Source organism: Oleiphilus sp. HI0067 (assembly GCF_001635735.1).
The window spans coordinates 1-13,433 of sequence record NZ_LWFI01000556.1 but is presented as its reverse complement, the minus strand read 5'-3'; the positions used below and the strand labels follow the sequence as shown (position 1 = coordinate 13,433).

General features: G+C 41.0%; 12 protein-coding genes. All 12 read right to left on the bottom strand.

Features of this window, described 5'->3' with window-relative positions; translation table 11 throughout:
* Nucleotides 1-764, bottom strand: a 764-nt coding sequence (locus A3739_RS28670; RefSeq protein WP_231877025.1) for a glycosyltransferase family 4 protein, incomplete at its 3' end; no start/stop codon positions are given.
* Nucleotides 765-774: 10 nt separating this feature from the next.
* Nucleotides 775-2,070 carry an O-antigen ligase gene (locus A3739_RS06500; protein ID WP_068500785.1) on the bottom strand — a complete coding sequence of 432 codons (1,296 nt, stop codon included), beginning with the start codon at nucleotides 2,068-2,070 and terminating at the stop codon, nucleotides 775-777.
* A complete protein-coding gene (locus A3739_RS06495) occupies nucleotides 2,064-3,089 on the bottom strand; it encodes a polysaccharide deacetylase family protein (RefSeq protein ID WP_082878300.1) in 1,026 nt (341 codons plus the stop codon). Before A3739_RS06495 ends, A3739_RS06500 begins: the two co-directional genes overlap by 7 nt.
* 27 nt (nucleotides 3,090-3,116) lie before the next feature.
* Nucleotides 3,117-4,232: a glycosyltransferase gene (locus A3739_RS06490; RefSeq protein WP_156502407.1), complete on the bottom strand. Its 1,116-nt coding sequence runs from the start codon at nucleotides 4,230-4,232 to the stop codon at nucleotides 3,117-3,119.
* Nucleotides 4,233-4,254: 22 nt separating this feature from the next.
* Nucleotides 4,255-5,133 (bottom strand): glycosyltransferase, encoded by an 879-nt coding sequence (locus tag A3739_RS06485; protein ID WP_068500772.1) that lies wholly within the window; start codon nucleotides 5,131-5,133, stop codon nucleotides 4,255-4,257.
* A 7-nt stretch (nucleotides 5,134-5,140) separates the two neighbouring features.
* A complete protein-coding gene (locus tag A3739_RS06480; RefSeq protein ID WP_068500768.1) occupies nucleotides 5,141-6,469 on the bottom strand; it encodes a hypothetical protein in 1,329 nt (442 codons plus the stop codon).
* Nucleotides 6,470-6,619: 150 nt separating this feature from the next.
* Complete coding sequence (locus tag A3739_RS06475; protein WP_068500765.1) at nucleotides 6,620-7,600, bottom strand: glycosyltransferase family 2 protein; 981 nt, start codon at nucleotides 7,598-7,600, stop codon at nucleotides 6,620-6,622.
* Between the two features lie 85 nt (nucleotides 7,601-7,685).
* Nucleotides 7,686-8,825 carry a glycosyltransferase family 4 protein gene (locus A3739_RS06470; protein WP_156502406.1) on the bottom strand — a complete coding sequence of 380 codons (1,140 nt, stop codon included), beginning with the start codon at nucleotides 8,823-8,825 and terminating at the stop codon, nucleotides 7,686-7,688.
* On the bottom strand, nucleotides 8,792-9,841 hold the full coding sequence (locus A3739_RS06465) for a CapA family protein (protein ID WP_068500760.1): 1,050 nt from the start codon (nucleotides 9,839-9,841) through the stop codon (nucleotides 8,792-8,794). Before A3739_RS06465 ends, A3739_RS06470 begins: the two co-directional genes overlap by 34 nt.
* Nucleotides 9,828-11,219 (bottom strand): phenylacetate--CoA ligase family protein, encoded by a 1,392-nt coding sequence (locus tag A3739_RS06460; protein ID WP_068763434.1) that lies wholly within the window; start codon nucleotides 11,217-11,219, stop codon nucleotides 9,828-9,830. Before A3739_RS06460 ends, A3739_RS06465 begins: the two co-directional genes overlap by 14 nt.
* A complete protein-coding gene (locus A3739_RS06455) occupies nucleotides 11,216-12,370 on the bottom strand; it encodes a glycosyltransferase (protein WP_082878299.1) in 1,155 nt (384 codons plus the stop codon). The genes A3739_RS06460 and A3739_RS06455 overlap by 4 nt, the downstream gene beginning before the upstream one ends.
* A partial coding sequence (locus A3739_RS06450) for a glycosyltransferase (RefSeq protein ID WP_068500754.1) occupies nucleotides 12,370-13,433 on the bottom strand: 1,064 nt, incomplete at its 5' end. The genes A3739_RS06455 and A3739_RS06450, both read right to left, overlap by 1 nt.

Below are 13,433 nucleotides of genomic sequence, written 5' to 3'. Positions count from 1 at the left end.
ATTTGAACAAATATATCCGACAAACCTTTTTGCTCAATCAGCTCAAATTCTTCACGAATAAAGCCACCCCAACCAAAGGTAAGCACTTTTAACCTGCGCCTGTAGCGTTCATCTTTCGTAATCAGGAATTCAATAGCCTCAACAATGTATTTGAAACCTTTTTGGGCCATAAAACGACCAAAAAAACCTAGCAATAACTGATCAGAAAAACCCAGCTCTTCTCGGAAGTCTCGCGGCTCTTCATTATAAAATTTCTCAGTATCTACGCCATGTAAGATGGTGTATATTCTGAAATCTTCGATTTTTGGAAAAAACTCAAGAAAGTTCGCTTTACAGTCTTCACTTACTACGTGAATAGCGTCCATTCTCCTAAAAGTCAGAGATAATAAGAATTTTTTGAACCTGCCCTTCCAACCTGAAAACTGTCTCTCAAGGAAAACATCATGCACCGTCATGAGGTGAGGTGTCATGTGACGTAAAGGTCTACCTAGCCCCACCAAGGCACCCGCGGTAAAACCATGACAGTGAACCAAATCAAAGCCTCTCCGAACTGTATCTCTGTAGGCGAAGAATAGATCTTTACTCGAATGCTCACAATATACGAAAGACAAAGAGGCTCTACTGCACCTCTCTCTTAAAAACTTTTCACCGCCTTCAAACCTAGGCATAACAAAAGTAAGTTCGTAACCATCAAAACAATTCTGCGAATAAATATAACTAAAATAAGTTAATATCCCTCCAACCGGCCAACGAGCGACGATCAATAGGCGCTTTTTAGTCATACTCCCTATACCTCTTCACAAAAACACGCTCTACGGAAATTATTAAGCCCCCAAACATATACCAGTAGTACTGGGACAAACCAAAGTAATTAATACTGTATACGAGATACATCCAATAAATTGCAACTAATGCATAACTCACTCGCCCCCAAAATAAGTTGTACGAGTGCTCGCAATCATTCATGAGTACCTTTATGCGCTTTAAACCAAACCAAATTTGCTTAAGGTAACCTAAAAACAAGACCATCCCAAAAACACCGATCTCAATTAGAAGCTCTGCATAGAGGTTATGGGAAGCCCTACTTTTACCCCATTCATGGTATTTTACTTCAGGAGTTGTGCCCAACCCATTTCCTAAAATTGGTCTTGTTGTTAAACCTAGTTTCATCTCATTTACCATCCCACTCATTCTCCCTTCAGCAGTTGCTGACGAAACAGTATCTGACGATACCAATGATAAATAGCGATCTTTCTGAATGTCGGACATCACAGACCAAGCAAGAATAGCTACTCCAAAAGCAGAAATAATTAGTAAAAGCTTATAACTAGACCGTTTAAAGACCATCCAACCAACAACGCCCAGCGCGAGCAAAGCTCCACGAGACATTGTTAGAATAAGGGCATATAAAAGAGGCGGGATAAGGACAAGAAAGAAGACTTTACGCTTAATTCCACTCGTCCATAAAAAATAATAAAGGAATGGTACAACCGTGGCTATAACAAAACCGAGTTCATTTGGATTGATTACATCTGAAGGTGCTCCTGCTAACCGTTGAGCAAACCCCTCGTCACCAATAAAAGTCCTATCACCCCAATACCCTTCTGTTAGATTTAGATAAAGCGGCTCGTAAACACGAAAAACTTGGCAAGCTACAAAAACAAATACAAATAACTTTAGTCTTTTCTGGGTATCGATAATCATTGCCGTAAAAAAGAAAAAACATACAGCCTTAACAAAGTCTGGAAAATTATTCAACGCGCTCCCTGGCCATCTTACAAGAAGAAAGCTCAAGCCAAGATAAACTATTAACCACTTAATTTTTTTAAAAGACTCCTGCTGATAAATATCTAAAAACTTTCCTCTCTGAACGAATAAAAGAGCCGTTAACACTAAAACAATCAGAAGGGTTGGACGGATAATCCCGTATCCAGGTATGCGAGCGCTTAGGTGAAGAAAAAAATCTATTAAGAAATATATATATAACCAAAATGTAAAACCGCTTACAGGTTCTGTATTGGAAAGTGACATAGCCTTATCAATAGTTTCTGAAGGACCTGCGGCTAACAAACAACACCTTCCATACGATTGTGCGCCCCTCGAAGTTTTGCCATGAGAGTTTCTACACCATTTACAGACTTGTAAAACTGAAACCACTCCTCAGATGCAGTATGCCGTCTCATTTCATACAATTTTGTAGCCGCCTGACTATCGTAAAAAGCTGTCACAGATGAACAAAAGCCATTCTTTCTTATCACGTTAATGACACCCTCATTGAAGTCATTTGGCTGTCCGTTAGGAAAACAAAAATCTCGATCATTTATACCCAAATTTTCAGTCATCAACTGCATACAATGCGAAACTTCGATCTCTAATTGTTCATCACTGACCTGTCCTAAAGAGGGATGGGTATGAGTATGGCCACCAATCTCAATGCCATGCGACTGCATTTCTCGCAATTGTCCCCAAGAACAAGCTTCATAACCTACTGGGGCAGTCGCTGGAAACTCTATATTCAGGGCTTCATAGAAGCAATTGATCCAAATATGTTTATCTTCATCAGAAATAGAGAGCAAATACCCAACAATTTTACTCCAAAGCAGTGGTCGGGTGTGCTCATTAATTGCTTGAGAAGGAATAGAATTTCCGTCCATTACTAATTCAGAACTCAATACTTCTGCATTGTTTAACGCCCAGCTTATCTGGTCGGGCCATAGCCAAAGCTCTTTATTTACGAAGCCCGTTGTCACAAACAATGTTGCGGGTAATTGGTGTTTTTTCAATAAAGGATAAGCAACTTCATAAAAATCCCGATAACCGTCATCCACAGTTAAAACCAAACTATTTTCAGGCGGTGAGATGCCTTTCTGCTTGCAGGAACGCAGCTCAGAAAGCGAGATAACATTGAAATGTCTCTCAAGGTAGGTGAGCTGTTGATCAAGCACCTTGGAGGAAATATGGCCCGATTCTGGCTCCTTGCTGAACCGATGAAACATGATAATGCGAGGTTCGTTGCGCATGAGCCAACGTATAAAGGCATAGCCTCCTAACGGTCCCAGCATTTGGATTATCTTGGATTTTGAAATCATGGTTAAGCTTTCGTGCTAAGTAGAGGGCTAACGCTCATTTAATACGTTTATGTACAGTTCTTCTTGATGCGCAAGCATAACAGGCAATGTAAGGTTTTCGGCGACTTTTCTTTGTGCCTCTCTGCCAAATGCTGCACGTGTTTCTGCAGCGTCTTTGGCTTCAACCAAGGCATTTATGATTTCTGTCAACTCACTAACATCACCAGCCTCATATAAAAAACCGGTTTTCCCATCGTCAACACACTCCGGATTACCGCCAACAGCCGAACACACTACCGGCTTACTATGCTGCATATACTCAACAATTGCGTTTGAAAAACCTTCGGACTCAGAGCACAACAAACAAATATCAAAACCTTGGATATAATCACTAGCCTTGCTTTGACTTCCTACGAACTCAACACGGTCTAACACATTTAAGTTATCAGCCAGGGCTTTCAGATCACTTGGGTCTCCCCCACCAACGATCACCAATCTCAGCTTAAAGCCTTTACAGGTCAGTTGTGCCACAGCATTAATCGCGTCCTGCATACGCTTAATTGGTCGTATATTCGCGACGATACCCAGAACAATTTCGTCATCGCTTTGGCGCAAATCGATCTTGTTAGCGGCTAGAATCTCAATATCCTGATATCCGTTGTAGACAACATGCACATTTGCAGGTTTATAACCTTCTTTCTCACAAGTAATTTCTTTCACGGCTCTACTATTAACAATAGCAGCATCGACCAGCTTTGCGTTAAAGCGCAGCGCTTTCAAGTAAGAGGGCGTATACCAATAGCCCATATCTCTTCGAGAAATAATTGATTTAATACCTAATAATTTCAAAAGTGGGGGGGCAATAATTGAGGGATCGTTAAAAAAGATATGTGCAAGCTGATAACCATCAATCTTTTTTTTTCGAAGTAACTTAAAAAGCTCCCACCAAGTATTTAGAGAAGACAGTTTCGAATAACCAAGTACAGAAACACCGCATGGAAAACCGTTTTGTTCAATATACTGAGAACAATTAAAGAGAATTAAATGCGGCTGAAACTGATCCCGATCCAACCCTTCAATTAGCTTGTATAGCTGTCCTTCAGTACCGGCATAAGGAGACGTGAAGCTATCAATGATATAAAGCAACTTAACAGGATGTGGCATAAGAATGTAATCTGCTAATCGCTCAGTTAACAACTTCTTTGCCGAGTAAAACTTTTAAGCTCCGAAGCGGGTCAAGAATACCCGCTTTAAAAATATGAACCAAAGCTTTCATATATCGTCCCTGTCTGATAAAGACCTGCCCTAAGCGGAAGTTCAGGACCGCTTTACGTTTGCGAATTGTGCTCGATTTGTATGGGTAGCGTTTTGAAGCAGCTTCCAGAATTTTGAATCCCGTCGTCCAGCGCACATCTTGCTTCTTCGTGCTAATCGAATTTTCGTGCCTTCGATAGTTAAAAACATAGTCTGGCAGGTATGCAAACGTACATACCTCGCTAATACGAATTAGCATGTCGTGATCTTGCGCAGAACGATACTCTTCGTTAAAAAAACCGACTCGATCGTATACTTTTTTACGCACAAGCGAATTTTGAGGCAGCAAAATATAACAGTCCAATAGCACTCTATTGGGATCGTTATTTTCTTTGGGGTCTTCTGGATAAAAGTCATAGTACCGCTGCCCATCACTGTCGACACCGTAGCCATTACAATAAACAAGACCTATATCAGGATTTTGTTCCAAATATGCGACCTGAATTTCAAGTTTATTCAACTCCCAAAAATCATCACTATCTAAGATTGCTATATATTTTCCAGAAGCTTGCTTCAAGCCCAAATTAATGGATGCAGACTGGCCTTTATTTGTATGGCCCTCATGCGCAAGCACAGAAATTTTGTCACCGTACTCAAGTAATTTTTCATACGTGCCATCTGTTGATCCATCGTCCACAACGATGAGTTCAAAATCCTCAAAAGTCTGATTTAAAACAGAATCGACGGTTTGATTTATGTATGATGCACGATTATAAGCTGGAATTACGACACTTACCTTTATAGACTCCATAACGAAGTTACCTTACTTCTGCTTCAAATAAAGGTGGCGGTGCCGCGAAGCTGGTTCCCGAAGACAAAGGATACCCGATATCGTTTGCGACCCCATTTTCATCAATAACATAAACATATAACAACTGGGTTCGATCCAAACTTCCATAAAAAGCTTGCCACGTAATTTGATTTTCAGACCACGAAACGGGTAGTTGTAACTCAGAATGTGTTACGTCACTCCATTGCGCAGCATTGGCTAGCAGCACCCTCTGCGGGGTACTATCTACATATATATCTGCCCCATTGGCACCATTAAAAAGTTGTTTTCCATTGAAGCCAATTAGAGCAACAGAAGGGCTAGAGCCATTAAGGTTCGCAGCATTACCTATATCAAGAATCTCTAGAACTTGACTATTTACTCTACGCTCCACAGTACTGGCAACGAGATCGATATAAATTTCAAGATGATGCCATGTATTAGGTTTAAGGTAAGTTCTAAGCTGGCTATCATTTCCGGCCGTAGTTAGCTGGTCCTGCGTCCAAGATAAGCGTAATCCGTCTTTTCCTGCACTATCCTCCCAAACTCTGATAAATTTAGTCGAACCATGACCGCCGCTGAGCCACCATCCACCACTGCTAATGATCGTATTAGTGGTAAGGGTCGCTCCTGAGCTATTACCCAGCAAATCAATACCATTCCAGCCCAATCCTTTAAGCCCCCCAGAATCAGTTATCTGAAGAGCTATTTGCTTATCAGTTATGCCTAAAACAAATGCCTCAACCGAAGTGCCTTGAAACGTTACCTTTTCACCTTTATCAAAAGAGCCTATGAGATTATTAAATCCAAACTCGTAATACTCATGCTGATCATAATCAGTTCGAAACCACCATGACATATAAAGTTTTTCATTGTCTGAAGGAGGGGTTAACCCTCCATAAGCCCTCGGCCACCCTAGGAAACTATTTGGGCCTCCCCACCTGTAATTACGAGTTCCACCGGCAACTCTCGCATTATCATGCGTCAAATAAGTTGGGGTTGTATATTCATTACTAGCCTTTACCCATAAAGTATCTGGATCTTTTTCAGGCCTAGGAATTCCAAAATCATCAGCAAAACTACTCTGATGATCATTATATACCCCATTCTCAAAAGCATAATCACCAAAATCATATATGACGGGCGCTGCCTGAGCTTTAAATCCATAACCAGAGCCAGTCAATTCGAACACTTCCCTGCCGTCTGAGGGATCGACGTTTGTTATGCTCTTTATCGCTGGGGCTGCATTCAGGCTTGTAGTAATTACAACCATGAAAAACGGCATTAAAATAAAAGTAGAGAGCCGATTCTTAATCATGATGCTTCCTCATATATTGTTTACAATTTCTTCGTAAGTATGGTTGGATCTGCAACTAACGCACGGTCTATAACGCCCGAATCAGACTAGAAGCACATATTTTGCGTAACTAATTCACAATTGAATCTAAAATCTCATTTCCAGTTCAATTTACTCAGTGGAAGAATTCTTTCTCTTGTACGGGTCGCTAAACAAGCTAGTCGCCAATCCGCATGCTTTAGCAATGAAATAATTGACATCTAAAGCAAAAGCTCCAACCAATCGACTAGCATTAAATGTAACTTGTGCCCGATTTACTCTCTTACAAGTAAATAATAAAGGGATCATGACTAACAATATAACGTTCAATCCGCCTAATGCTGGACTGTAAAAAAACGAAAGTGGAAGCATCAATATAAGCAAAGAAAATACAACGACAGCTATAAACGTTTTATCGTCGAACAAACTAGTTTTAGAATGAATAAGACTAGATGAGTGCCAAAACTGCCTTTTGAAAAAGTCCGTTAATGTTTGCGGGTAGCCCATATGAACAACAGCGGCCCCATGTAACTTCCGTAAAGAATAGCCAAGAGAGGCAACTTGATATGCAAGCTTAGTATCCTCACCTGCATTAATTACTTCATCAAAGCCCCCTATCTCATCGAAAATATTCCTCTTTATTATGAAGCTGCCACCAACCAGAATACTAGTCGGGCCATCTTCCGGTTCGGATGCCAACACCCAACAGCGTTCTACCCACGTCGGTTTATCACGGGATAAATAGCTTCCTCCCACTGCTCCAAGCGATGATTCCATCAATAACATATGTACAGAGTCTTTGATCCAGTTTTCCGGTGCAATACAATCCGCATCTATGAAAGCCAATATCCCGCCTTTCGCCAAAGAAGCTCCGAAGTTTCTAACGCCTCCAACTTTACCTCCAAGCTTAGAAACTACTCTTATAGGATATTTACTAGAAATCTCCACTGATTTGTCAGAGGAACCATTATCAACCAAAATTATTTCGTAGCAGTCTTGAGGATAAGACTGAGCCAAAAGAGCGCTGAGGCAACCTTCAACATATTCCTCTTCGTTGTAACAAGGGATAATTACGGAAACAAAAGGAAGTTCATCCACTTCAATAGAGGTCATAAAAAAATCTCTGCTGGATTATTAATAGAAAATAGTTGGAACAGAGATCAAAATGATAACTCGCAAATCATATTCATCTCTCACGTTATCTTTTAGAATATAAAGCGATATAACTTTTACCCATGGCCTCAAGAGTAAATTTGTTCAGAAATAAACTCTTTGATAGCGCAATCATCTCTTCATGTTTAGCCTTTTGACTCAGAGCAAATATCAATCCTTGTTTTAAATCTTCAACTCCAAATCCTTCCGTTAAGATCGCACATTCCTCTGAAGCGAGATATTCCGAAAACTTGACTGGAGTAGAAAGAATTGCCGTTCCCCCTCTCATGGCTTCCAGCAAAACAAGTCCAAAGCCTTCATGTAGACTAGAACATACAAGTAAAGACGCCTCCTCGATTAATTTCGCAGGATTAGGAAGATACCCTGTAAATACCACGCGGTCATCACAACCCAGTCCCGTAACAAGCTCCCTTAAACTTTTATCTAGGACACCATCACCGATAATGACCAGGACAGAATCATTTCCTGTAGACTTTAGTTGCGCAAAAGCCCTGATCAACATTGCAAAATTTTTTTCAGGGCTTAGACGGCCAATTGCAACAACCATATTCTTCGAAGAGCCCATCAATTTTTTCAATCTATTATCAGATTCTGGACCGAAACTAACGGGAGACGTTCTGGGAATACCGTTGTACACGGTAACCAAACGATTTTCTCCGATTAGAGTGCTAATCAGGTCCCTTACATGATCAGAAACCGCTACATTTATGACTCCCTTTCGCATTGCCATATACTGATGCACAGATCTCTTGACCCTAGATTTAAACGACGACTCTAAAAGATATGGATAATCACTATGAACCGTTGAAATTAACTTAGCAGCTGGCAACCTGGTTAAAGATGCAAAAAGAAATGGTGTAAAAGAGTGTGCGTGCACCACATTAGGATTTATCAATAACAACAGCTTTCTGAGGGCTCGATATCCATCAAACATTAATCTAGAAGGATTAAGAACAAAAACGTCACGAGCACCAGAAAAATACTCCCTATCAGAATAATCCCCTTTTAATAAAACAACAAAAGATTCAATGCCATTAGCATTACAATGATCTATTAAATCTCTAACAACAGAGGTAATCCCGCTTTTAGGCCAATGCACAACGTGACAAACCCTCAGGCAACTATCGTTCTTCATTTCCATCGCACAAAACACTTGATTTTCCAAAAAATAAACTTGGCCTTTAAATAAGAGTTTCCTTTATGAAAATTCGCAATCAAATACAATAACTTTCGTAGCCATTCTGGCGGCCATAATTTAGTTTTTTCTGTGCCACGAGTAAAATTAAACGTAATATTAGGTGCTCTTTCTGGCAAGCCAACAGCATTTATTCTCACAGGCCATAATCTGTAAGATATAGAAAGGTCTGTCGAAACATCTATTTGCAGAACGGCCGTCCGCCGCAGCCTTTCATCCCAGGTTAAATCGAAAAGAAAATTCCCCAAGCTATAGGCAATAACAGATCCGTTATAAAGCTCCACTTTTTGAAATATGTGAGGATGATGCCCCAAAAAGATATCTACACCAGCATCCACTATCTCTCTGACACAATGAATATCATTTTCGGTAGGGGTGTCTTCTGCTTCAATCCCAAAATGCAAAGATAAGACAAGAATATCTACATCAGAGCGAATATGCTTAATATCAGAAATGACCGATTCTTTTTGAAACTCTGAGTAGAATTTCTGCCCTGGAATATAGGCTTCTTCAACTGCCGAATAACCTAAGAAACCTATCTTCAAGCCATTAACGGTTTTATACAAAGGTTTAGGTTTTCCTGTATTAGACTCCAAGCAACCAACTACATCTATTCCTTGACTATCTAAAATACCAACCGAATCTAAGAAAGCTGCTCCGCCATGTTGACAAACATGATTATTAGCAACGTTAACTACATTAAAGCCTCCAGATAAAAGTGCATCCGCCGCTTTCGGAGAGCCCCTGAACGCTACTGAGTGAAAGTCACTAGGATCGTAACCCTTATTAGAAATGACACTTTCTAAATTACCAAATACTATATCTCCACTCTTTAAGATTGGTGCAACATCTTCAAATATATGATGAGATCCGAATTTATTGATCTTTGCTGTTGGACCATGCCCGATAGAGAAATAGTGATCTCCAAAACAAATATCGCCAACCGCAGTGAATCGCAATTTTACCTCGCCATTAGACTCGGTCATAACTAAGCTCACTAACAACAGCCCTAAATTTACCGCTTTTCGTTTTTTCTATCTTTCTATTTGTTATCAACTCAACGCCAATTCCGGGACCAATTCTCTTTCTTAACTCTGTAACCAGATCACTACCATTACCCTCAGTGAAACTCGAATCTGGTTCAACAATTAACTCTAAATCTCCATTCGCGAACTGAACAATCTGAGCTGCTTTAATGTTGAAATCTCCTTTAAAAATAGGGTCTAGCCTGCCAACAGGAGTTCCATCCTTTTTGTATAACAACTCATCTGTTCTACCTGTCAAGCTAGTTATTTTCTGATATCTAGCGTTGCTATGATCAGACAATTCAATTTGAACAGTATCCCCGACGCAATAACGTAACATAGGCATATTTCGATTAACCAAACCAGTAACAACTAAGTCACCTATCCCTTGTCTCATAACTAGCCCAGTATCGACCAAGACTTCTGCAACCCCATGTTCTGGCTCTAATTTCATACATTCATCATTTTTCTGAGTCGCAAAAAAGGCCATCTCTGTACACCCATACTGATTCACAACAGGCGCATCAAAAGCCTGCTCCAACGCCTGTCTCTGATATGGAAAAAGCGGCTCTGCAGTTGTCATGAGAAGCTTAAGCTTTAACCTAGGTAAGTCTCGGGAGTTAATGTATTGAGCAATAGGGACAATACTTGAAGGATAGGCAAAAATTTCATCAGGTTGGTAGGTAGCGAGCTTTCGATAGTAATACCCTAGATTACCTTCGTTAAGATGGTATGAGGACATAAGCAGATTCCGCCCAACTGCATCATACCTCCAAAATGGCGGGTAATTTTGATCACTAAGCATAATGACGCGACCAAATAATGTCGCTCTTTTTGACCTGCGAGTGAGACCGTATTCTACTCTTAAGCGCGTAAAAAACGCGTAGTGTTTAGTCCTGTCCTGCGGAGAGCAGTATATGGTTAATGGCGTTCCGGTCGTCCCACTTGTATGTAATTTAATTAGTTTCTTAGCAGCAGGCTCTCCACCTAGAACAAACCGTTCTGGTGCGTCTCTCACCTCTTCTTTCGTAAGAACAGGGAAGCGCTGAATATCTTCCAATGAGCGAATGTCTTTAGCGGAAATGCCTTGTGAATTGGCCCAGTCGCGATAATGAGGTGAGTGGTTTATTGCCAGACGCGCCATACTCACAAAGCGTTCAGATTGAAGCTGTTTTAGTCGCTCTCCAGAATAACGTCGACTTTCCTCTAGCTCACGCTCAAAAGCATCTGCACCTTTGCCATAGCGCTCTTTATATAACCTCCAGCCCATTAAGGAAACAGCGATGTTCTGCATCCAAACTGGACTTAGGTAGTAGATGCTCTCCAATGATTTATTCACACAGAGCCCTTGTCTTTGAGTATAGACATATATTGATCTAAATACGCCGCAGCCATTACTTTCGATGAAAATGTCTTCTTGAACACCTCCCAAGAAGCATTCGTTTGTTGCTTTATCTCATCTTGTTGAAGAAGGAATAACCCTAAAACATCTTCTAACGACTCAATCTTTCCAGGCTCTACCAAATACCGATAGTTTTCCCCTAGTACAGTTGAAATAGCTCCTACATTCGAAGCTACAACTGGTAGCTTCGATCTAACCGCCTCAAGTAATGTTATAGGCAAGCCCTCTGTCAATGAAGGCATCAACAAAACATCAAAGTGTGACATCAAAGACCCTGCATTATTAACATAACCAGCAAGAAAAACATTCTCAGAAAGACCGTTATCATAAATTAAACGTTCAAGCTCTAATCTCTGCCCTCCCTCTCCATAAACAATAATGCCAAACTTCTCCTTGAGGTCTGGCCTTTTTTTATAAAGAGCAGCTAATGCTAAAACTAATACATCAAAGCCCTTCTCAGGCGAAAGTCGCCCAACAGCGAGCCCTAAAAGATCAAACTTATCCCTGAGGACCTCTTCTTGGCCCCTCAATTGTTCTTGCTCGTATCTCACGGGCAAACCATTAAAAACGACTTGCGTCTTTGCTGCCTGTTTTTGGATAGCGGGGATTTTTTCCATCGCGTTACTCACCAAAATAATGCGTTCAAAATTTCGTAAAGCGACGCGATCTAAAACTTCATACAGCCACATTTTCGAGAAAAGTTTTGGGGCCACGTACCCATGCACTGTCGTCACAAGCTTAACTTCATCAGCGCATTTTTTCGTTAGGGCTAATAGAATATTAAACTTATACCCGTGGGAATGCAGATGAGTAAAACCTTGTTCATGTACCCACTCCCAAATCTCTCGCATTCCTTTGACATTCAGCCCGGCCTTCATCCGCCACGCTTTGCATGGGATTCCCAGTCGCTCCGCTTCTAGCTCAATGGCTTTTGGTTTTTCATTGACTGTGCCGCAACTTAAAATAGTCGGTTGAAGTCCTTGTTTAATTTGCTCGCTACAAAGCGTGAGTAACATTTTCTCGGCACCATAAAGTCCACCGCTATCAATAAGGTGCAATACTTTAATTGTCGGCTCGATCTTATCCACTACCCCGCCCTTGGTTTCCAGATCACTTGTTTCTCACCTTTCAAATACCGCCATGTTGCATGTGCGCAAGCCACGTTTAGTAAGGTGAAATAATAAGGGAGGGTAAGATAAACAGGAGCTCGCTCATCACTCATTCGTAGTTTCCCGAGAAATGCTAAGGCATAGAACATCACTTGAATAAGCAGAGTTAATAAATAAAACGGAGAAGCTGATAAAAGTGCAACGTTGCTAAAAAAACAAACCAATAAAGGGATAAACGCCAAATACCGAAGTAACTTGTGCGATAGCATCTGAAATGCAAAGACCCCATGTTTAAATGGATTAAACAAGGTTCGCATATCGTGCATTGCCCAAAGCGCTCTAAGTGATACGCGAACACGCATATTATATTCGCGCCCTGAGTCATCTAGAGCTTCTTCTTTGAGGAGAGCTTGCTCTTCGTAGACGACGCGATAACCTTTTTCGGTAACTTTTAATGGTTGAACAAAATCCGGCAATTGATCTGGACGAAGCTGTTCAAACAAAAATGAACGAATCGCGTCGATCCCACCGTCAACCCCAACAACTGAGCCAACTTTCGTTTCTTGCTCGCGCAGATAGTTTTCATACTTCATATAACTAGAACAGCCGTCACCTACAAGCGAACCATCACCAGTGACGTAGACCATTTTTCCGGTGACATAACCTACCTCTGCATCCGCAAAATTTGCCACGATTTTCCGTAGAGCATCAGCCGCGTAAAGCGAATTCGCATCAGAAAAGACCAGTATGTCTCCTGTTGCTTGAGGAGCGATGAGATTAAGGCCAGAAGTTTTTCCGGCACGAGGTGTTTGGCGGACTAGGCGAATCGAGACGCCAGCAGACTGTTTCAAACTGGGGTCAGAGCCCGCTAGCGGTGTCTGACCCCTTTGTTTTGCTGCTAGCTCTTGAACGATGTCATCAGTACGGTCTTCTGATTCATCTGATACAACGATAATCTCTAGCTTGTCGCTTGGATAATCTAAAGCAAGCTTATTATTGATCGTGTCAGCGATATCTTTCTCTTCATTAAATGCAGCAATGA